The organism is bacterium (assembly GCA_039961635.1).
Lineage (GTDB): Bacteria > 4484-113 > 4484-113 > JAGGVC01 > JAGGVC01 > JABRWB01.
On sequence record JABRWB010000014.1, the window covers coordinates 55001 to 77025 of the forward strand.

18 protein-coding genes and 1 tRNA gene are annotated in these 22025 nt (G+C 55.7%); 10 read left to right on the top strand and 9 right to left on the bottom strand.

The genetic code is table 11. The features are described from left to right. Positions 1-3 precede the first annotated feature (3 nt). The 4 genes from HRF49_02760 to HRF49_02775 form a co-directional block, all read right to left on the bottom strand. Positions 4-1761, bottom strand: a complete 1758-nt coding sequence (locus tag HRF49_02760; protein ID MEP0813572.1) for an AAA family ATPase — start codon at positions 1759-1761, stop codon at positions 4-6. A 270-nt stretch (positions 1762-2031) separates the two neighbouring features. Further along, a complete protein-coding gene (gene gltA, locus HRF49_02765; protein ID MEP0813573.1) occupies positions 2032-3468 on the bottom strand; it encodes an NADPH-dependent glutamate synthase in 1437 nt (478 codons plus the stop codon). Between the two features lie 320 nt (positions 3469-3788). Next, positions 3789-4949: a hypothetical protein gene (locus HRF49_02770; protein MEP0813574.1), complete on the bottom strand. Its 1161-nt coding sequence runs from the start codon at positions 4947-4949 to the stop codon at positions 3789-3791. A gap of 77 nt (positions 4950-5026) precedes the next feature. Beyond that, positions 5027-5248 carry a hypothetical protein gene (locus HRF49_02775; protein MEP0813575.1) on the bottom strand — a complete coding sequence of 74 codons (222 nt, stop codon included), beginning with the start codon at positions 5246-5248 and terminating at the stop codon, positions 5027-5029. A 164-nt stretch (positions 5249-5412) separates the two neighbouring features. Between HRF49_02775 and HRF49_02780 the strand changes: the two genes are divergently transcribed. Then, a tRNA-Gln gene (locus HRF49_02780) sits at positions 5413-5483 on the top strand. A 644-nt stretch (positions 5484-6127) separates the two neighbouring features. Here HRF49_02780 and HRF49_02785 read toward each other — a convergent pair. Next, complete coding sequence (locus HRF49_02785) at positions 6128-7501, bottom strand: AMP-binding protein (GenBank protein ID MEP0813576.1); 1374 nt, start codon at positions 7499-7501, stop codon at positions 6128-6130. Between the two features lie 174 nt (positions 7502-7675). Between HRF49_02785 and HRF49_02790 the strand changes: the two genes are divergently transcribed. Next, positions 7676-8404: a PIG-L family deacetylase gene (locus tag HRF49_02790; GenBank protein ID MEP0813577.1), complete on the top strand. Its 729-nt coding sequence runs from the start codon at positions 7676-7678 to the stop codon at positions 8402-8404. 15 nt (positions 8405-8419) lie between these two features. On the opposite strand, the gene HRF49_02795 is transcribed toward HRF49_02790, so the two are convergent. Beyond that, positions 8420-9415, bottom strand: a complete 996-nt coding sequence (locus tag HRF49_02795) for a KpsF/GutQ family sugar-phosphate isomerase (GenBank protein MEP0813578.1) — start codon at positions 9413-9415, stop codon at positions 8420-8422. 171 nt (positions 9416-9586) lie between these two features. Between HRF49_02795 and HRF49_02800 the strand changes: the two genes are divergently transcribed. Both HRF49_02800 and rfaD read left to right on the top strand, forming a co-directional pair. After that, positions 9587-9982 carry a hypothetical protein gene (locus HRF49_02800; GenBank protein ID MEP0813579.1) on the top strand — a complete coding sequence of 132 codons (396 nt, stop codon included), beginning with the start codon at positions 9587-9589 and terminating at the stop codon, positions 9980-9982. A 3-nt stretch (positions 9983-9985) separates the two neighbouring features. After that, positions 9986-10990 (top strand): ADP-glyceromanno-heptose 6-epimerase, encoded by a 1005-nt coding sequence (gene rfaD, locus HRF49_02805; protein MEP0813580.1) that lies wholly within the window; start codon positions 9986-9988, stop codon positions 10988-10990. 53 nt (positions 10991-11043) lie between these two features. On the opposite strand, the gene HRF49_02810 is transcribed toward rfaD, so the two are convergent. Continuing rightward, complete coding sequence (locus HRF49_02810; GenBank protein MEP0813581.1) at positions 11044-13260, bottom strand: PKD domain-containing protein; 2217 nt, start codon at positions 13258-13260, stop codon at positions 11044-11046. A gap of 200 nt (positions 13261-13460) precedes the next feature. Between HRF49_02810 and HRF49_02815 the strand changes: the two genes are divergently transcribed. The 5 genes from HRF49_02815 to HRF49_02835 all read left to right on the top strand — a co-directional run bounded on the left by HRF49_02815 (position 13461) and on the right by HRF49_02835 (position 18247). Next, a complete protein-coding gene (locus tag HRF49_02815) occupies positions 13461-14930 on the top strand; it encodes a leucyl aminopeptidase (protein ID MEP0813582.1) in 1470 nt (489 codons plus the stop codon). A 9-nt stretch (positions 14931-14939) separates the two neighbouring features. Then, positions 14940-15284: a hypothetical protein gene (locus HRF49_02820; GenBank protein MEP0813583.1), complete on the top strand. Its 345-nt coding sequence runs from the start codon at positions 14940-14942 to the stop codon at positions 15282-15284. 310 nt (positions 15285-15594) lie between these two features. Beyond that, entirely contained in the window at positions 15595-16059 is a 465-nt protein-coding gene (locus tag HRF49_02825) for a hypothetical protein (protein ID MEP0813584.1), read from the top strand. A 133-nt stretch (positions 16060-16192) separates the two neighbouring features. Then, on the top strand, positions 16193-16411 hold the full coding sequence (locus tag HRF49_02830; GenBank protein MEP0813585.1) for a cold shock domain-containing protein: 219 nt from the start codon (positions 16193-16195) through the stop codon (positions 16409-16411). A gap of 60 nt (positions 16412-16471) precedes the next feature. Continuing rightward, on the top strand, positions 16472-18247 hold the full coding sequence (locus HRF49_02835; GenBank protein MEP0813586.1) for a tetratricopeptide repeat protein: 1776 nt from the start codon (positions 16472-16474) through the stop codon (positions 18245-18247). A 16-nt stretch (positions 18248-18263) separates the two neighbouring features. Here HRF49_02835 and HRF49_02840 read toward each other — a convergent pair whose 3' ends face one another. Together HRF49_02840 and HRF49_02845 are read right to left on the bottom strand one after the other, a co-directional pair. Beyond that, positions 18264-20297 (bottom strand): thioredoxin domain-containing protein, encoded by a 2034-nt coding sequence (locus tag HRF49_02840; GenBank protein ID MEP0813587.1) that lies wholly within the window; start codon positions 20295-20297, stop codon positions 18264-18266. Positions 20298-20320: 23 nt separating this feature from the next. Beyond that, positions 20321-21241 carry an N-acetylmuramoyl-L-alanine amidase gene (locus HRF49_02845; GenBank protein MEP0813588.1) on the bottom strand — a complete coding sequence of 307 codons (921 nt, stop codon included), beginning with the start codon at positions 21239-21241 and terminating at the stop codon, positions 20321-20323. A gap of 186 nt (positions 21242-21427) precedes the next feature. Between HRF49_02845 and HRF49_02850 the strand changes: the two genes are divergently transcribed. Continuing rightward, on the top strand, positions 21428-22025 hold a 598-nt coding region (locus tag HRF49_02850; protein ID MEP0813589.1), incomplete at its 3' end, for a hypothetical protein.

Here is a 22025-nt window from a genome sequence, read left to right on the forward strand (position 1 = left end):
AGTTTACCGCTCCAGCATCTCATCCACCATTTTTTTCGCCTTGGCCGGATCTGTCGTGCCCAGCATTCTTGCAAGCTCGGCGCGCCTTTCCGCTCCGTGCACTGCAATAAGCTCAATCTCCGACGCTTCCCTCCCACCCGCTGCTTTTTTGACCGTCTTTGACACAGCGATATGATTGTCGGCCTTTCCCGCGACCTGCGCCAGGTGAGAAACCGCAATAACTTGCCGGTGCGAAGCCATATCTTTCATTACGTCCGCGACCGCCTGCGCGGACAGCCCCCCCACCCCGGCCTCGATTTCGTCGAACATCAGAACCTGGGTAGCCGAATGCTCCGCCAGTGCCGCGGTTACTGCCAGCATCAGCCTGCTCATCTCCCCCCCGGACGCCACGCGTGCGAGCGGGCGTGCAGGTTCGTCCGGATTTAGCGAGACCAGAAATTCAACATCGTCATACCCGGATTCGCGGAAGGCCCGTTGCTCTTTTATTTCACCCGCATCCGTTGCTTCCTCATCCGGAGCCAGTTCGCCGATTCCCGCGACTTCGAACTCCGTTGCCGCAAAGTCAAGTCTTGCCAAATAACCCGCAACTCGCTTTACCAAAATCTTCGCGGTTTTCGCGCGCGATTTTGACAACGCTTTTGCGGCCTCGTCTGCTTTGCGATGCGCCTCCGCAAGTTCCGCTGCCACCTTTTCCCGTGATGTCTCCCCGCCTGATAATTCTTCAAGTTCCGCCGCACGCGCGGCGAGCTCCGCGGCCAGACCGTCCACAGCGCATCCGTAACGCAGCGCCAGGTTGTCTATTTCCGCAAGCCGCGCCTGGACGCGCTCAAGTTCCGACGGATCTGCGTTCGCGGTTCCAAGCGCTTCCACAGCGGCCCTTTCAACTTCGCCAAGCCCCGCCTCCATTGAGGAAATATCGTCCGCAAGAGCCAACCACTGCTCGCCGACTTCGGTGTCTTCTCCAAAGTGAGCGGCAAGTGCTCTCGCCGCCTCTTCGCATTTTGCAAGCGCGTCTCGCGCCGGGAGCGCCCCTCCCAATTTGATAGCCGTTCCAATTCCGGCGCCTACTCCCGAACCTGCATCTCCTCCGGAAATTAGCGCAATTATCGTCCCCGCGCGTTCTGAAATCCTAGACGCGTTCGCAAGCCTGCGCTTTTCCGAAAGAAGCTCGTTGTGCTCGCCGGGCCGCACGTTTGCCTTCGCAAGCTCACCAACTTCGCGGTTAAGAAGCTCTATCCGCGCAAGTCGAGCCGCTTCCCCTCTGTCAATCAATTCCAGACGCCGCAAAAGCGCCCCGTGACGCGCCCGCGCGCCCGCGAATTCCTCCTTAAACTTTGAATGCGTCGCGTCCCCGAACGAATCCAATAACCGCACGTGCGTCGCGGCGGACAGTAGTGACCGATTTTCTGTCTGTCCCGAGTAATCAAACAGCTTTGCCGCCAGAGCCCGCGCCTCTTGCGCGGAAATCCGCACACCATCCAGCAGAATCCTACCTGCCCCTCCCGGTCGCGCAATGCGGTCAATTTTATGCCATCCCTGTTCCTCCCTGCTCATCTTAAACTCGACCGCAACCCGGCATCTTCCGCCTGCAGCGGGAAAAATATTGGACGACGCCCGCGCGCCGAACGCGAAATCCACGGCGTCCAGGAGCAGCGTTTTCCCGGCGCCGGTCTCGCCCGTCACAACGGTCATTCCCGGAGGAAACTCGGCCATGACCCCCGCAAGGAGCGCGAACCTCTCTATTTCAACCCGCCGGATCACGGCCGCGATTATAGCGCGTATATTTTCTACCCTCAGGATTATAGTCTCATCATACCAGGGGATTTTCTGTCCCGTCTCGCGACAATACAAGAATTATATGAATTCGAATATTTATACTTCCGCAATCGCAGCCGCGCTTACGAAGTCGGTTTTGATAATGTGCTACACGCAAACAGTCGGGCCGGTGGCCTTATCCTTTGCATTACCCCCAAGCCCGCCTAACTTCGACTATTTCGTTACATTGACTTGGTACGGTGCACTTTGCGCTTCCTACCTGCTCGCGACAGTTTCCGGCTCCGGATCTTCGGAGGGCGGCCAGGGTCGGCCCTCGCGCTTCGCCGTCAGGTAACTGTCGATCGCCCGGGCGGCCTTCTTGCCGTGTCCGACTGCCATTATCACTGTGGATGCGCCGACCGCAACGTCGCCGCCCGCGAAGACGCCCTCGACGTTCGTCGTCATCCACTTCTCGTTGATGTTGACGGTGCCCCACTTGGACACATCCAGCCCTTCGATGCTGCGCATCAGAATCGGATTCGGGCGCTGGCCGATTGCCACGATTACCGTGTCGCAAGGGATTACGAACTCGCTGCCCTCGATGGGGACGGGCTTGCGACGGCCGCTTGCGTCCGGCTCGCCAAGCTCGCACTGGAGGCATTTCAGTCCGGTGACCCAGTTTTTCTCGTCGTGCAGGACTTCGATCGGCTGCGTGAGGAACTTCAGGATGACCCCCTCTTCCTCTGCGTGGTGGAGCTCCTCGATGCGGGCGGGCGCCTCGTCCCGGCTGCGCCTGTAGACGATGTACACATTCTCTACTCCGGGCAGGCGGCGGCTGGTGCGGGCGGCGTCCATCGCGGTGTTACCCGCGCCGACGACGCACACGTTTTTGCCGACAAACACCGGTGTCTCGTACTTAGGAAACTCGTACGCGTGCATAAGGATCACGCGCGTGAGAAATTCATTGGCGCTGTACACGCCGTTCGCGTTTTCACCGGGTATGCGCATGAACGTCGGCAGTCCCGCGCCCGTGCCGATGAAGAAGGCTTTAAAACCCATTTCCTTCAGCTTGTCCAAAGTGACGGTCTTCCCGACGACGACGTTTGTCTCGACTTTCACGCCGAGTTTTTCTATGTAGGCGACCTCCGCCTCCACGATGTATTTGGGCAGGCGGAACGCCGGGATTCCGTAAACGAGGACACCGCCGGGCTTATGCAGCGCCTCGAAAATGGTCACGTCATATCCGAGCTTGACAAGGTCGCCCGCGGCTGTAATCCCGGCCGGCCCGCAGCCGATTATCGCCACCTTTTCCTTCGTAATCTTTACCGGTTCGACGTCCTTCAAAACCACTTCGACGCCGTGCGAGAGCGCGTACTCGGCGGCGAACTGCTCCAGACGACCGATGGCGACGGGCTGGCCCTTCACGCCCAAAATGCACACTTCCTCGCATTGGATCTCCTGCGGGCAGACGCGGCCGCAAACAGCGGGAAGCGAGTTGTCTTCTTTCAGTATCTTGTTTGCGAGTTCGAAGTCGCCCTTGGCGATGGCATCAATGAATTGGGGGATTTTGACTTCGGCTGGGCATTGCATGACGCAGCGCGGGTCTTTGCACTGGATGCAGCGCTCGGCTTCGGCGATCGCGGTTTCCGGCGGATAGCCAAGCACCACGCTATTGAAGTTGCGGATTCGCACAAGCGGCGACTGCTCCGGCATGTCGTGGCGCGGCGCCTTGCTGCGCTTGCGCTTTTCCGGTTTGGCCACTTGGGAAGTACTCTCCCCGCTGCTCGCCTCCGCACGTGCGGCTTGTGCCTTTGCTTTTTCTTCCGTTGCTTGCTTTGCTGCTTCGTTCATCGGCCGAAACCTCCGTGGGGCCTGGATCCCGACCGCGGCAGGACACTGCCGCACCGGGCCTTGCGAAAATCCTATCCCGCAAAGGCCGCCGCGTCAACGAAATAAAGGCTTGCGCCGGTAAGGAGCATGGCAAATTCCGGTGATTCATGGGAATGCGTAATGGCAAATATTGGCGATTTAGATTAGTAAAAATTCGCGTACCTTGTTTCCCACTCAAGGATTTTCTTTTCGTATTTCGCGTACAGCGCACCCATGTTTCGGTCATGCAGCTCGTGCGCGATGGTGATTCGCTCCTTGATCAAAAGCCTTGCGTCCTCCCATTGCTGCGCCTTTATGAGCGCCTCCACTTCCTCGTCGCGTTTTCCCGCTGAAAGGCTGTCGACGAAAGCATAAACCTCGGCTTCAAGTTCTTTTTTGTAATTCGGTGAGAGCTTGCCCTCGTCCTCCTTTACCGTTATCTCTTCCGCAGTTACGGACAGGTCTTTGAGCTTAATCAGAACCAATCCGACTATGAACAAAATCACACTGCCGACGGGTACGAATATCCAGAATTTCTTCAGCTTTTCCTCGGGCGAAAGGAATTGCGTTTTTCGCGTGGTTCCGAACTCCGCTTCGACGATTTTCCAGACGTCGTTCTGTTTCGCCATCCGGAAATTTGCCTTTACGGTGCGCTTTACTTCCTTGCCCACGGGCGTGGGATCCTTATGGCTATCGTCCAATGGGTGCTTCTGCGAAGAATAAAACTCCTCGAGGGCTTCGGCCGCCTCCTCGAATTCCGCGTCCTCCTTCATCTTCTCCACGGCCGCGGGCGTACCCTTTTCCAGGCGCTCCTCCTTGCTCGTTCCCTTGCGGATTGTTTTGCGCGCCCATTCCACAGAGCAATCGGCGAAATACTTGCCCTTTTCCTTGACGGACTTGCTCAAGGAGACGCGGAAGTAACCGATTTTCATTTCGAGGTCGTCGTAATCCGCAAGGTATTCGGACACGTTGGCCTCGATGTCGGATTTCCTGTTGCCGCGGTACCCATAGTCGTCCGCATAGCAGGATAGAATGGCGCTTACGCTTCCGTCCACGAAGCCCTGCCCCATCCGCGTCAAGACTGCTCGCACTTCCGCCTCCAGTTTTTTCTTCTCGGCGGCAGGAATGTCTTTTGTCGTCTCGCCCGTTTCGTAGTCGGTATACTTGCCCTCGGCGGCGCGCTGCTCGCCCTCTTCCTTGGCGAACATGCCGAACGCCTCTCCCACGTTTCCCGGCAGTTTATCCTCGTCCTCCTGCGCGCCGATAGGAGCCGCAAGCATTTGCAGCGCCGCGAACAACACCGGAATAAGGTAAGCCAGCTTCAACCCCGACCTCGCAAGGAGACGGCATTATAGCGGCAGGCGCCGAGCTATGTAAACCGGCGCGGAATTGCGGGCATCCGTCAGATGCGCGTGTGCCCCATCCGCGAAAGCTGGTTGAAAAAGAACAGCACGCCGAACACCATTCCGAAAAGATTCACGATGAAGGCGAGCCGCTTAGCGGTCAGCTCCTCGATCAGATGCGCGTGCGCCGCGCCCTCGATCGCGAACCTGACAACTGCATACACCCCGACGAAAATCAACAGCGGCCTGAAGCTTTCAAGCAGAAGTGCGAAGTCGTTCATATTACCCGTCCCCGTATCCGGCCGAAGCCAGTTGATTCGCACGTCAGCCCCGGTGAAACGCAAGATGGTTATACCCAACGCGGCGGGGATTCAAACGAAAGCAGTGGTAGAATCTGCATCCGCCGCAGCCGGGCGCGTGCCGCCGGCGCGGCCTGCAGATGCGATGGGGAGTTGTGTAACGGTAGCACAGCGGCCTTTGGAGCCGTTAGTCCAGGTTCGAATCCTGGCTCCCCAGACTTCAATCCGGACGCCAATCTAACAGCGCGAAAGAAAAGTTGTGCGTCCGAAACAGGCTACCAACGCCGCGGCAGCAGCTCAACCTTCCCGCTCAACTGGCATCCAAAACTATCGCTCGCACTGGACGGTATACCGCCGAAAGAATTCGCGGTAATGCAGAGTGGATGCGGCGACGTATCCGAAATCCCAATTCTGCATTGCGAGGTATCGAGATGGTCAGGTCTTTCGTCACGATGGTCGGAGCGTTTGTTGCAATTGCCGGTTTCTGCTACGAGGTCGGGCACCTTTGGTGGATAATCAAGTAAGGCTGACAGGAATTCATATGCGGATGGCAAAAGAATAACCACGGTCTTCGTGGCAAGTTGATCCGGCTGGCATTTGCAACCTTTTTGGCAATTCGGATGCACACGGGCGCACAACGGCTGAAGTTGTGCGGCTGACTAGGAAGGTTATCGGAAAGCCGGAAAAAGGCGGCGCCATCAAGAGATTAAGAGCATATGCTGCCGGGCAGGAATCCTTCCACGCTTCGCGCCGCTCGCCCATTAATTTGATTATCAGCTCGATCAACCCCATTTGATAAGAATTATGCGTCGTATCGCTGACAAGTATGAATCCGATTCGGAAGAGGTTTGTTCAATCCGGCTAACTTCTTTTGTCGATTATTCTCGCTTCCTTGGGCAGCGTGTCCATGCCCAGCAATCGCGACAGCTCTTCGCGCGAAAGATACTCGATGCTGTCGAATTTCATTTCGAAATCGCGCCGCGCGTCTTCGTTTAGCGCTCTTTCGAACGAATCCCGGTTTGTTCCTTCAGCGAGAGCTACCCGAAGCCGAAGCTCGTCCATCGCAAACTCGTCGTCGTTTTTCTTGCCTATCTCAAGCTGCCATTCGACGATTTCTTTACGCGCGGAAAACCATCCGAACAGCTCGTTGAAATTGACAAGCAAACCTTTGACCTTTTTTATTTCGCTTACGCGGCCGATGCGTGAATCCAAAAGCGGTGTGACGCGTCCGCAGTGCGGGCATTTGTCGATGATTATCCCCCCCTCCGCGATGTCGCCCGTGCGGTAGCGCACGACAACGCTGCCCGCGCCCGCGAGCGTGGTCAGCACAAGCTCGCCGCGCTCGCCTTCTTTAACCTGCTCGCCGGTTTCGGGATTAATCACTTCGAACAATTCGAGATCCGGATACAGGTGGTAGCGCGCGTTCGGCGCGTCCGTGCATTCCACCCAGGCGTGCTTGGCTTCGGTCAGCCCGTAGGTCGAAAGCACGCGCACGTTTTCTGCGCCGCATTGCGCCCAAATCTCTTTCAATTTCGCCTTGTACGCATCGTTGACCTTTTCCGCGCCGAGAATGCACAACCGAAGCCGCGGCAGGCGCTTTCCCTGCTCCGCGCAGATTTGCGCAAGGTGATATGCGAATCCGGGAGTGCAGACGAGAATGGTGGCTTCCATCCTTTCGAGCGTGTCCGCGATCGGGCCGCTGCCCATCACGCGTCCCCCTCCCGTATGCAACATCCTCAGCCGCGCCTCGAAACCCGCGAACGCGACCTGCCAAAACGCCAAATGCGGAGCGAACGGAAAAGCATGCACGCCTATGTCGCTTGCTGGATCCAGGCCGATTATGTCGAATATCCGCTTGCCCGAAAGCTTTAGGATGTTGACGTCCGAATACGTGTAAAGAAACGGCACCGAACGCGCGCTGCGGCCGGTCGTCGAAATGATGTGGATCGGAAAATAGCGATCGAACATCACCTGTTTTGGATCGCGGCCGAAAACCGCGCCGATTCCCAAACCCAATTTTTGAGGTAATGACAAGCACTTTTTCAGGCTCTCGGGTGTCGGTTGCAGAATGATGTCCTTGTACTTCGCTGGCTGATCGTCCGTCGCGACGATGTCAGCCTTGGTAGTGAAAGGAAGTCTGGCCATGTCCGCCACGGTGCGGATCTTGTCGATGTCAACGCCGGATGCGCTCCAAAGCTTTCGGTAAAAAGGAGAAAAGCGATTTACTTCAGGCAAGTATGCGCGGATGCGCCGCTCCTGCAGGCTGCGAATGCCCCCGACTGTCCACTTGGGCCAAGACACAGCGCGATGATAGCAGAACAGCAACTCCGACGAAAACACCCTTTGAAATTAGGCTGATTTTCGATTCGGACGGGTATGATAGTGCTGTTTTTTGCCCTGGAGAACTTGATGACTCAAAAGATAAATGTTCTTACGTTCGGTCCGCATCCCGACGATTCCGAAATCGGCACGGGCGCCGTCTTGCTGAAACTTAAGGCGCTCGGCTACACAACTGGAATCATAGACTTAACCGAAGGCGAGATGGGAACAGGCGGCGACGCTGCCATACGCGCGGCGGAATGCGACGAGGCAGCCAGAATACTCAAGGTGGATATCCGCGAGAATCTCAATTTGGGCGATTGCCGCCTTGAGGACAATTTTGAGAACCGCTGCAAAGTGGCCGCGGTTATTCGCAAATACCGCCCCGACGTGATTCTTGCGCCCTACTGGGATTTGCCTCCGGGGCGCGGCCTCGGTCACACCGACCATATCGTGGCCGGACATCTTGTTAGCCACGGGAACAACTTCGCGCATTTGCGCAAGCTGGACATTGAGGGCCAGCCGCATTACGCGCCGTCCACGTTCTATTACTTCCTTCCGCCGGATTTCAAGCCCAGCTTCATTGTGGACATTACCGAATATGTGGAAGACTGGCTGGCAAGCATATTCGCCCACAAGAGCCAGTTCGGAGACCCGGAGCAGAACTGGCAGATACGCGATTTCTTCGAAAGCCGCGTTCGCACATGGGGACGGTTCGCCGGGGCGACTTATGCGATGGCGTTTTACTCGCCATGGCCGCTTCGCATCGACAACATGATGAGCGTACTCGGCGGGATCCGCCCGCCAATGGAAAGATAAACTAAAGTCTAACCGTTATCGGTCGCCGTTTGATGCCTTGAAGCCCGCCTGAACCAACGCGTGAAGGTGCAGCAAGCCAACCGGCCTGTCCTGTGAATCCACTACGGGTAGTACGAAGATCGGACGCGGCTTGTTGTTTTCCATTTTTTCAAGCGCCGCGTGAGCCAATGCGCAATCTTCTATTCGCTTTGGATTCTTCGTCATAAGATCGCCGACACGCTTTGAGCGCAGCTCGGTGAAACTGCCTTCCCAGCGCTCTATAATCCGGCGCACGTCCCCGTCGGTAATAATGCCTGTCAACCTCCCGTCGGAGCCGACAATGCTTACCCCGCCAAGAACGTGCTTTGTAATCGTCTTCAAGGCTTCATCGAATCCGGCATCTTCGCCAAGAACTGGATTTGTCTCTTCGCCTCGAAGCAGGTCCGAGACTTTAAGTGTCAGCCGTTTCGCAAGCATCCCCTTCGGATGGAGTACCGCAAAGTGCTCCGGCCGGAAGTCCCTCTTGACCATTAGAGCTACGGTCAGCGCGTCGCCCAACGCGAGCGCCACGGTTGTCGAAGTGGTTGGAACGAGATTGTTGGAATCCGCCTCCTGAATCTCACCAGTAAACAGCACAATGTCGCAGGTTGCAGCCAGTCTGCTTTTGCGGTTGCCGGTGATGCACACCACCGTTGCTCCAATCTTTTTTATGCTTGGAAGGAGATCCAAAAGCTCGGCCGTCTCGCCGCTGTTTGAAATCGCGATAACGATGTCATCCTTGGTGATAATCCCCAGGTCGCCATGAAATCCTTCGGCGGGATGCAGGAATACGGACGGCGTGCCGGTCGAGGAAAGGCTGGCCGCGATTTTGCCCGCTATGTGGCCGCTTTTGCCCATTCCGGTCATCACAACCCGGCCGCGCGATGCCAAAACAGCATTAATCGTCCGGATAAACGACTCTCCGATGTGCTCGCGCAATGCAAGGACGGCGTTACCCTCTATTTCAAGCGCCCGGCGCGCGACATCCAGCACGTCGGGAATGTGCGATGAAGATGATGATTCCACGGCGCGATTATAACACCGGCGATTTCACAAAAGGCGGCGGCCGGCCGCCTCGCACAGCCCCGATGCTATAATCCGCTCCGCCTGCCATGGGCGCATTCCATTCAATTCCGCCGGCTTTGCCGTTGCGACGGAGCGATCATGAGGGACGTATACAAGAAACCGGTTTCTCTTGAAATGGACCGCGAAGAACGCGTCCATTATCGCATTTTGTCAGTTTCTCCGGACGGCGCCAGCAATTTGTTCATAGCCAAGTATGAATTGCTAGATGACGAACGAAACACATTCTTTCAGTTCGAACTTCGTGTTCCCGCGGATGTCGAGGCGGTCGCTTCATATTGGCAGCCGTTGTTTGAGCAAGTCGGAACTTTATACGAAAGAAAGGAAGACGTGCTGGCTTACGGTTACCGCATCAAGCAAGCAATTATCGAGGCGATTTTCAAACAGACCAAGAAGGAAGCCCCCAAGAAAACACCTGCCGCGAAGTTGAAAAAAGAAGAAACCGAATCCGTCGCCGCCGAATCTGGAGAGGGCTAGGCGATGGCTACCAGGCGGAGCGGACAAAGGAAAAAAAGCAAAGACAGCCATCGCCCCGTGCATGCAGAAACGCGACCAAAAAGCGACTCGCTTTCAGTTATTGTCACCGGCGGCGCGGGATTTATAGGCAGCAACCTTGCCATGGAATTGGAGCATCTTGGGCACGATGTTGTCGTAGTAGATGATTTCAGGTACGGCGACTTCCGAAACTTGAAGGGATTCCGGGGCGATTTGATGTCACACGACATCCGGCAAGTGCCCTGGGAGGAAATTGCGGGCGATTTTGACGTCGTTTTTCATCAGGCCGCGATCACAGATACGCGCGTGAGCGACCAGCAACTGGTGCTGGACGTGAATCTGGAAGCAAGCAGGCAGATTCTTCACGCGTGTATAAATTCAGGCACGAAGCTGATATATGCGTCCAGCGCGGCGGTTTACGGTAATCTTCCTGCACCTTATCGGGAAGATGGACCGACAGATCCGCTTAACATTTACGGATACTCAAAGCTCAAGTTCGACCAGTACGTTGCTTCGATCGCAGAAGAAGAAGGCGGCGAGATAGAGGTCATTGGTCTGCGCTATTTCAACGTTTTCGGCCCCGGCGAACGATACAAGGGCGACTTTGCCTCGATGGTTTTTCAGATGACGAAGCAGGCCATTGAATCCGGCAAAGTAAAGCTTTTTAAGTACGGTGAACAGTACCGCGACCACCTGCACGTACGCAACATCGTTCAGGCCAATTTGAAAGCGATGAATTTCGATGGTTTCGGCATTTTCAACGTCGGACTTGGAATGGGCACAACCTTTAACCGTATACTCGAAGCCGTCAAGGAAGGACTTGGAAAGGAGATCACCGTCGAATGGATCGACAATCCTTACTCCTTCTATCAGGATCACACGGTTGCGGACATCGCGGCTGCCCGCGCATTGCTCGGCTATTCTCCGGACAACGATCCGTATCCATCCATGGTTGAGTACGTCCGCCAAATAGCCGCCGGTGTCTGCTGAAAAAATGGCGGCGGATCAAAGCCCGCCGCCACTTGAGCACTTTCCGCTTCAGCTTACGGCAGCGCGCCGCCGAAAATCCACTGCGAAACAGTATTCATATCCTCGTCGCTGAAAAACGGCCCGCCCTCCGGCATCCTCTGGCCGGAAATATTCCTGCCGAGAAGCTTGAGAATCAGGTAGCTCCGTTCCGGGTCGAACGGCTCAACGCGTTTGAAAGAAGAGCCGTTTGAATTCTTGCCCACCAAATTAGAGTAGGCAATCGAAGAAGAGCCCATATTAAGTCCGCCTGATGATCCACCCACGTGGCAAGGACCGCACCTGGTTCCTATAAAAGGCGTGTAAATGTCATCCGCGAACGAAAGCGCGCTGCCCCCGGGGGCTACATAAAGCCCGTCGTAGCGCTTTGTTCCCGACCGCCCTAGGCCGTCGGTCACGGTCACGTAAATGTCGTACCACGAGTCGTCCAAGGCGGACCCCCACTGCACGGAAATATTGCTACCGTTGACGGTCGGCGAAAGGAAAAAGCCCGCCGATTCGTTATCGTCCGTCCATTCCGCAGTATACGTACCGTTTCCGTTTGACACGGAAGTTGTAATGGTCACCACTTGTCCTTTGGTCGGTTCGAGGGGATTGGGAACCATGTCCGCGATCAGCAATCCCGTCGCGCTGACAGTCGCCACCATCGTTATCTCGTTCGTGTCCTCGTTGCGCACCGGAATGGCTCTGTCCTGCGCCCGTACGAGCGCGGTATATGAAACGCCCGGCTCAAGTCCGATTAGCTCGTACTCGTACGGAGGAGGATCGGCCAAGGTGATCCACCATATTCCTTCCTGCGGCATATTCTGCAAGTCGGCTATGTTCCAGTCGGCAGTCTTGTTGAAGTAAATGACGTAATTTACGTCATCGGGGCTGTTGTCGGTCGCCCTACCCCAGGTTACGCGAAGCTTGTTCGTATTTGGAATCGTTTCGAATCCAGTGATGCCTATCGTAGAATCCCAGGTCGGCGGAACGGTATCTTCGTCGGTCACGTGCAGATTAAAATCAAGCTGATCCGAACCGAACGGGTTTGTCACCAACAAGCTGGCGGCAAATTCGCCCGGCGTTTCTGAAAGTGTAATCGTCGGCGAAGCGTCGGCGGATGTATTGGGCGTAGCGCCGCCCCCGAAATCCCAGGCGTAAGTTAACGGCGGGTCGCCTGTGACCGTAGCGGTAATCGTGATTTGGGAGCCGATAAGCCCTTCCGTTGGAGTCACGAAAGTGATTTCGGGACTTACTCCGCCCGCATTTACAGTCAAGTTGAAATCGAATGTATCGCTGCCTATGTCGTTCGTAACAGTTACAGAAGCACTGTACGTGCCGGGATCGCCAAGCGTTGCCGCGGGGCTTGAAGCCGTACTGGTATTCGGAATCGCGCCGCCGCCGAAATTCCAGGAATAGGTGAATGGCGGGGTTCCCGCCACGGACGCGCTGAAAACAACAACCTCGTTTGCGTCACCTTCAAGCGGCGATACCCCGAGCACCGTTGGAGGCTCCGGCGCCGTCGAAATGACGACGCTGGGCGCGCCCGACGCGCCGGACGAATCACGCGGAACAACCCTAATGTATGAAAGTGCGCCCTCCGGCAGCGTGACGTTAAAAATCAGCCTGCCTGCGCCAGAAGCCGAACTCCTGAAAACGCTTCCGATTGTGGTAAAAGGTCCGCCGGGCGACGAGCTTGTTTGAATCGCGTAGTCGAAACATTCCACCAAAAAGTTGATTGCGATCGGAGTGATGTCACTGACGCCGATTTCGCCATTTCCGTCGCCGTCGATAACGGGATCCTGCGAGTCGTTCCAGCTTATCGTCTCAACGTGCCCGAAATGAAGAGCGATCGGCGTGATGTCCGCAACCCCAACTTCGCCGTTTTGGTCGTAGTCTCCGGTATTCCTGTAGCTCCAGGTCAGGTTGAAGGTTCCGTCTCCGTTGTCCACGATCGCCAAATCGTTTACCGTATTCGTGGGGCCGACAGGCGCCGCTGACACGAATTTGCCGGTTCCGCGCGCCTTAAGCTGCCTTGCCAGTTCGTCCTTGAGGGTTTCGAAAAGTATGCCGTCAACTCCTTGTGGCGCTTGTAGCTCTCTGATAGAAGCTTCAAGATCCGAAATTATGCCGGAATCGCCGGAATGGGCTGAAAAGGGCTGCAAGCCGGATGTGGAATTGTCGGCCTTGGAACAGCCGACCAACAACATCGCCAAACTCAACATCGAAAACAAAAATACAAGGCCGCGCATAAAAGCCCCCAATAAAAATGTGGTTTTGTCCGCCAAGGAGGACACGATAATTGATACCATGATTTAGGGCGTCCCTGCTTATTTTCCGGTGAATTGGTTTTCCATCGAAAAATCTGGTTCCCCGCAAGCCCGATTGAATCGTCCATTCCGGGCCGCCGACTGCAGCCATGCAGTATAATTCGGGCTTCGGAGGTATCACCGTGAAACTCACCGTCAAATCCAGCGAGGCCGTACGCGAGGCTTGCGATTTTTTGGTTCTCTTCGAAGGCGCCAAGCGCAATGACGCATTGGGCAGGGCCGCAGCGGACGCACTCAAGGCCGCGGGGCGCAAGCCGAATCAGAGCTTGTTTGTTTGGCCCGCGCCGACCGGGTCGCCGCACAAACTTCTGGTTATTGCAAGACCTGAAAAATACCAGATGTTTCCATCCCCGATGAAAGCAGGATGCATCTGCGGCGATATCGCCAAGTTGGCAAAAGAGCGCGGGGCGCGGCGGATTTGCATTGACTTGGCGTCTTCTCCGGAAAGCGAGGAATTTAGAGATTATGCCGATGGCCTTCTTACCGCGGGATACGAATTTCAGAATTACCGTGAAACGCCTTCCAGGTTTTTCGAAAAGCTGCACATATCTCTCGCTGTCGACGGCAAGAAACTCGCCGCCCGAAAGTCCGAGCTTTCCCGCATCATCGCCATCTCCGAGGGTGTTGCTCTCGCAAGGGAACTTGTCAACCAACCGCCGAATGTGGTGAATCCCATTTACCTTGCCGAAAAGCTTTACGAAGAAGCCAAGGAAATAGGCGTGAAGTGCAAAGTTTATGACGAAAAGAGCCTTGCGTCGGAAGGTTGGGCGGGCCATATCGCGGTCGGCAAAGGCAGCGCCACCCCCCCAAGAATGGCGGTCGCCGAAATGGGCGGCGGCAACCGCAAGGGCGACGGCGCTAAAAAATTGGCATTTGTTGGTAAGGGATTGACATTCGATACCGGCGGCATTTCAATTAAACCATGGGACGGCATGTGGTCGATGAAGGGCGACATGGCCGGAGCCGCGGCCGTAATTGGAGCGTTTCGCGCGCTGGCCAAGCTTGGCCAAGCCGGGCCGATCAGCTTTCTTGTCTGTTGTGCCGAAAATATGCCCGGCGGCAGAGCGTATCGGCCAAGCGATATCGTCAAGTACAAGAACGGCAAGTGCGTGGAGATTATCTCGACCGATGCGGAAGGGCGGATGGTCCTTGCCGACGGTCTGATACACGCGGGCGAGCTCGGAGCGACACATATCGTCGACATCGCCACGCTTACCGGAGCCTGCGTTGTGGCGCTTGGCAACGATTACACCGGTTTGATTGGGAATGATGATTCATTCACCGCCGCGGTCAAGGCCGCAGCCGGCCGTTCGGGAGAACTAGTTTGGGAATTGCCGCTTCCGGCTTGGTACAAGGAGCTTCTAAAGAGCGAATACTGCGATTTCAAGAATGCCGGAGGTAGGTACGGCGGAGCCATTACGGCGGGCGTTTTCCTTTCGGAGTTCGTGGAGAAAGGGCGCAAATGGTGTCATCTGGACATCGCACCGACGTTTATGGTGGAGACGCCGAAGCGGCAGTTTTTGCAAGCAGGCGGAACCGGCGTCGCGGTCAGAACCTTGGTGGAACTAGCGTCAACATTCGGTGATGAATAAGTTGGCGTTTTGAACAAACCGTTGACTTACGTTGTATTCATCGTTTTGAGTAGCTCCGAGCAATGGGTCAATGTTGCCCCTGAAATCGCGCGATTCGCAGCAAGCCTGCATTACTGCCCTGCCACCGGCATAGGACGCCGATCCATAGGCAATTTTACGACGTCGGTTAAGGGCTTGATGCCTTCGCTTTTCGAATTTCTGATCGAGAGAAGGGATCGCTCGATCGCTGCAATAGCCTTCGTCAAAGACTTGAAAACCGCCGAAACAATAGTTGAGTGCGTAAATAGCGTTGTAGGCAACTTGTCGCTGCCTGGCAATGGAGTGGCCTGTATATTTGCAGGCGAAAAGCTATGATCTGATCCTTTGCTCCCTTGAATCGGCCAGCCGAATGCACGTGCCCGAAATCCGAGAATTGCTTGCAGCGTTGCAAAACGAGGCGCGAGCTTCGGGCCGTATCGCGTTCTCTGGCTTTTTGAGTCGCGTCGAATGGACAGAACTTGCAAATCATGCGCGCGCCGCGGATTCCCGCATATTTTTTTTCGGCGGATATCCGGAAGCCGAAAAGCGTATGGCTGCGCTTCCTGCAAACTCCGGAATTGCGGTTGATTTCGGACAATTCCCCATCGTGCCGCTGCTTCTGGATCCGTTGGAAGGGCCCATACAAATGAAAAAGCTGCGCAAGGATATAACGGCTCTTCTTGCTGGTTTTGACCCGAGACTTGCAGGGGACTTGATGTTGGCGGGAGATTCGGCCGCGCTATTCACAACGATTCAGTCATCATCGGATATTCTTCAATCCATCGCTGCGAACTTCGAAGGGAAGCTGAAATGCGTGCTCGGGACAACCTGCTGTTTATCGGAATACAGACCTGAATTGGAAACTATATCCGTTGCAGGCAACAGGCTTGACGCATTGATTGCGGCCGCGTTCCGGCTCAACAGGGAAGATGCAAAACTGGCAATCCAACACGGATACGTCTCAATGGATTTATCCTTGATTGCCAAGCCCTCAAAAGGCTTTACGGCGGGTAATACCGTTAGTCTTAGAGATTGCGGAAAGATAAAAATTGTGAACATCGGAAATGCAAGATCCGGCAGACTTCGTGTCCTTGTGGAACGATATCCATAAACGCTGATACGATTGACAATCTGCGCATTGCGTATTATTAATGTTTCCGAATCCGGCGGAGAATCGCCCGCTCGAATTCAAAAAGAACGGGCAAGGACTCAACCGGCGATATGGCTTGTAAGGAGCATTAGGAATGACGCAGCGCTACATCGGACGCGTAAAGTGGTTCAACGCGACAAAGGGGTTCGGGTTTATCGAGCATCCCGGAAACCAGGATGTTTTCGTGCACTTTACAGAGATAGTCGGCAACGGTTATCGCGAGCTTACAGAAGGCGAGGAAGTCGAGTTTTCACTGAAGGACACGCCGCGCGGAAGCCAAGCTGTCCAGGTTGTACGGCTTGGCCGACGCTAAACTTCCACAAAAACTGCGTAATTTTGGGATTCCGCGCTTCCTTTAAATAAGGTATTATCCTTGCTCGTTTTCAAGAAGGAAGTGCAAAGCTATATGGAATTCGAGCCCAATGATCGGCAGACGCCGAAGCCGAGCGGCGATTCGCGTGATGCGAGCGCGTCGGGACGCCTTTGGTGGACAGCGCTTTTCGTTTTTTTCGCGGTCGAGGCCATTTTTGTCGCGGCGCTTGTCCAAAGCGGTGACTGGCCATCCTCAAGGCGAGGCTCCTTCATCGGTACCCGCCAGCCCGGCATAGAAGATTTCACTTCCGACGATATTGCGGCTTACCTGACCGCGGAATGGAAATCCGGAGATACTACACTCAAGTTTCACCCCGGCAGCAGTACGGCTCAAAATCCAGAAGAGTTTTTCAAGGCGCTGAAGTCTGATTTTGAAACTATCAAAGACATTTTCGATGCCGAAAACGCAACACTGCCCGGGGAAATATTGATATTCGGGGATGAACTTGATGAAGTGCTGTCAATGCATCAAATAAACGGAGGATGGATTGACGGCTCGCGGCTTTTCGCGCCGGAGGGCCGCTCCGCTGTTAGGCCGCTTTTGCGGCTTGTATCGAACGATACGCTTGAAGATAGAGTTCCGGGGTTTTTTGCCTCCCTTTCAGATTTCGTTGGCGGTTATCTGGATTTTTACAACGCGCATCCGTACGAAGATTTTTTCCAACAGACCGATTCCGAATGGCAACAGGATGCACTTCTTGCAATCCCCGCCGCGCGCGTCGTTTTGGACGACCAGAGGCTTTCGCCCTATTTCATTTCGCTTCCAGAGCGCGGCGAATCCTTGTTCGCAAACACGGATGCCGCTTCAAAAATACTCATCAAGGGATTTTATAGATACTTGCTTGATACCTACGAATGGAAAGGGTTTGCCTCGCTGCTTGGCATCGGTTCCACAAAAGGCGACGCGTTTGAACAAGCGTTCGGCAAACCACTCAAAGATTTGCTTAATGAATTCCAAGTAAAACTCGACACAATTTCAAAAGATCCAAAGTCAGATTCAGAAGCGCCGTTCCTATTCGCGCAGGCCAAGCTTCGGGCGCTTGAGGCCGGCGCCTTGGCGGTTACGTCTCGTACCCAAGTTTACTCCGATGTGGAATCGTTATTGAGTCAGGAAGTAAAGCGATTCAGGCTTCCCACCCGCGATTTGGCGCGCAGGAATTCCGCGCTCGGCAGGTTGTATGCGGCGCGCTTTTTGTCTTATCCCGACCCGTCTACCAACGAAGCGAAGGATTGGATGAAAAAAGCGGTCGGCATTCTCGGCTCCCGTTCGTCAAACGAGGACGCTGCTGAAGCGATTAGGAATAAGTGGACATCGGGGCTGATAAACGAATACGCTGGAAATTACGAAGAAGCTGATGTTTACTTTTCGCAGTTGATCGGCCGGCCGGATCTCGCGCTGCATTTTTTGCCGCGCTACGCTGATATACTGATCGCCAGACGCAATTTTCAGCGCGCAGCTGACGTTCTTTCGCTATACCTTGACATCCATCCGAACAATTTGCGTGCTCGATTCCAACGCATGTCATGCCTTGCAAAGACTCGCGACCTGGAGGGCGCTTCAAGCGACGCTGCGCTGATCCTCGATCACCCTGCCGTGCTGGAAGGACTGCACGTGGAATGGAAAAAAGTGGCGGAGCATATTAAGGCCGAGTTCGAGACCAATCCCGACGCGGCGAAAGTAGAATGGAAGCCCGCCCAGAAGCCCAAGCCGGAAGAGCCTGTAAATAAGCCCGCGCGCGGCTCCAGGGAACGCAAGCCGTCCGGCAGTTCACGATAGCGGTCAATTGCCGCGCTTAAGCCGTTTCCGGCTTTGCTTCAGTCGTTTCGGCATACGCAGCGCCCTCTGCCACCAGCCTTCGCTTGATTACGGCAACCTTCGATGCGGTTTCGCCGGGATTCACCGGAACGCATTGCGGCCCCTGGCAAAGGAAAACGCCTACCGGCACTGTGGTCGTATATCCAAGTTCTGCGATCCGGGCATCGTCCTCGCCGGCGTTCAATATCTCGATGGACCTGTACGGGAAGAGTGACGCGAAAACCTCCTTGACCGCCGCATTTGCTTCACCCGCAGGCGCGTTTGCGAACAACAGGTGGAAATCCAGAGGCTCCGTGGCCACCTCCTTCGCGGCAATCGCTAGAATCGCGGACGACTGCGAGGTGCCCGCCTTGGGTATCTCCATACCGGAAAAGACGGATATGAAATCATGCGCCAGCTTGGCGTGCTCGCCTCCCGAATCTTCTTTTCCGGTGATTTTGGTCAGATGCTTCAAAAGCAGCTCGTTTCTTGCTGCGATCGAGATTTCGTCGGCGGGCCAGGCCGCGATCGACAAAAGACCCGGGCTTCCCGCTGCAACATCCACCAATCCAGCGTCGCGCAAAGTGAATTTGTCCTTCACGGAGGCCATTACCTCTTTCACCGCTTCCAGGTACTCGTTTTTGCCCGTTGCCTGATAAATCGTCAGCAAGCCGCGACCCGCCCACACCTGATCGCTCAAATATCTCGGCTCCGGGATTGGATCTTCCGCGAATCTGGCGAAAAGACCATCTTTCCTCATGTTCGCGACGAGGTTGTTGGCCACGCTGGTTGCGATGTCAAGCCAGCCCTGCCCGTCATCTACGGCAAAATGCCCCCAGACCAGAGCTTCGACCGCTTTCCAGTTGTACTCCGAAATAATCGTCGGGTCGACGTCGGGAACCGCAATTCCCTTTCTCGCTTCCGCATCGCCCTTGAAATATTCTGCATCGGCAATTTGCGAATTGGAGAACGCGACAATCTTTCCGCTCGCTTCGTACCCAAGTGTATTGACGATGAATTCAAGGGTGCGTTTGGCCGCGTCGCCGTACTTCTCATCCTGTGTCAGGTTGTAATACCTGGACAGCTCGCATGCGAGTCGCGCGTTAATGTCCAGCCGTTTGCCGTAATTTATGTTCTGCCAGTCCTTGCCCTCGGCGTAAGTGTAAAAGCCGCCTTCGGTCGGATCCTCCAACCGCTCGAAAAGGCTGTTGAAATACTTGGCAAGCAGCTCCTTAGCGCCCGTATGTCCTCTGTACGCGGCATCGTTTAACAACTCCACATATTCCACTTCCGGCGTGTGCGTTGTACTGTCGAAATCACCTGCATCGGGCTTGTAGGTTGCGATTACCGCTTCCAGCACCTTGTCGTAAAATCCGGCGTCGAAATCTTTGCCCCGTCGCGCCGCCATATTTGCGCCTGCTCCGACCATAACCTTGGCGAACTCATTCAGCGCGGACTCCGCGACGGTGTCGTATTTCGCCCTTTCTTCTTTCCATTGTTTCTTGTGGTGATTCAGCCAGTCGATCACCTTGTCTTGGTCTTCCGGCGTCCGCGTGAATACCTGCGGCCCCGTTGGATGCAACAGAAATACCGATGGCACAATTCCCTTGTATGCAACATAGCGGTCGAAAACACCCGGCTCCCGGTCGCGGTCAATCCAGGTCGCCAGATAGTTTTCGGATATCACCTTCGCGAATTCGGGATCGGAGAAAAGCAACTTTGCCCAGTTTTTCGTGGCCGGATCGAAATTTTCGCCCTTGAACGCGAATATCAATTTGTCCTCGGTCTTCGCTTTTTCGAAAAGCGCCGCGTCGAACGGAAGCCACTCCACGCCTTCGGGCAGCAGGTACTTCTGGTTCGGGACGAAATCGGCAAGCGGCACCGCGGACGTGTCGACCGTCGGCTGCGCGGGCGTTTTTCCGCCTCCCGAAACACCGCCGCCCGAGTCGCCGCCCTCGGGTGGATTCGGGCACGCAAAAAGCAAAACAGCCGCGATTGCGGCGAAAGTGAAAACAAGCGATTTGGCGAACATTCGAACCTCCGGTAATCGCCGCGCTACTCCATAATCGCTTCGGCAAGCAGCCTCGCCAGGAGCAGCCGGCAGGACGGATCCATGATAACAGCAAGATCCTTCGGATTGGTAAAGAATCCGCCCTCGATAAGGACGGACGGAACCGCGGCGTGTTTGAACCCGTATATCGGCCGCTCGAACCGCCGCACCCCGTTGTCCGGGCCGTTCGGCGGGATCGGCCACGGATGGCGCCGCCAGCTCCCGTCCGGATTCCTCACCCCGTCCGCCAGCGTCGCGGCGATTTTCTCCGCCCAGCGCTTGCTTTCCGCGGCGATTCTGCCGTCCTTGTCGTAATCGCTCTGGTCGTTGTAGTATACGTTGAATCCGCGGTCGCCAGCATTCTCGCTCCCGTCGAAGTGGATGCGGAGGAATAGGCCGTTGGCCAATTCAATGGTAGAGGGGGCATTCCTGCCGCCGGAGTTGCCATCCCCTCCACCGATGGCGGACGCGTCGCCCCTACCGTTTGCATCCCCGCCTTCCTGCTCCTTCCCGCCTCCGCCCTGCCCCGCTACCAATTCGCGCCAATCCGCTCCCAGTATCTTTTCGTTCGCGAACTCGGCCCGGCCGATGTTCGCACGCTCGGCGTCGTATCCTTTGCCCGCAATCCGCCAATATTTGTGGTTCGCCGGGTCTTCTTCGCCAAGCGTGGGATCCAGCCACCGCGTCGCGTGCACCGCCGCCCCGCCGCCCTCAAGCTCCTTTCGAAGCATCTCGGACACGTCCAGCGTCACTTCGGCTTCAAGCACCGTCTGCGTCTGCCCCGTCGCCGGATCGCGCCACTTCGCGGATGTCCCGTCGCGCGTCACCTTCCCCGCGGCGTCGATGTTGAAATGCCCTGGATCGAGGACGAGGGTGAATCCGTCCGGCGTTCCCGTGGCGGGCCGGTTTTCAGATGCGATAGTCATGGCGGAAATCCAAATCAGCAACACAATACTGAAAGCTATTCGGCTCACTTGGCGAGTTTAGCATTTTCAAAAAGGAGCGGGGCTTTAAGAGCGTAGGTATTTTTTCACTACTCGTTGACAAATGGCCACTGAAATGTTATAATATGACGTGCGGGGGCATTTGAGACCCGTTAGGAGTTGGTGCTTGTGTTCGGCAAGCGGAGCAGTCCGCTTTCCGCCAAGGGGAAATCGGGCAAATCATTGAAATCGCGATTCGCGATCGCGGCACGGAACTTCGTACTCACTTTCGTTTTTATCGCCGCCGTCGGGGGATGCGGGAAATCAGACAATCGTACAAGGCTTTACCAGACCGCTTCGGATGAACCTCAGCGCGAACTTGTTTCGTATCTCTCGATTGTACTTCAGCAGAAACTCATTGAACTCGGCGCCGCGAACCGCACCGCATCGGTACTTCCAACGGAGGACGCGGGAAAAGTAACCGATCTCGCATACGATCCCGCGAGCAAAACGCTTTCGTGGAGCTATCGCAACACGGGCGATTACGATCTGTCCGGCGAAGTGGGAGTTTCCGACGTCACGCCGATCGCGCTGCATTATCTCGCGGATGCGAACGACGGGCTTGGCGACGATCCGCTTGAGCAATGGATAGACGGCGACGCGTCCGGTGAAATAGGAGTGGGAGACGTCACGCCGATCGCGCTCGGATACATGTCCCAGGTATATGGCTACCGGTTTTTCACTTCGCAGGTGATCGACGGCGAGTTTTACCGCGTGGGAGCGGACG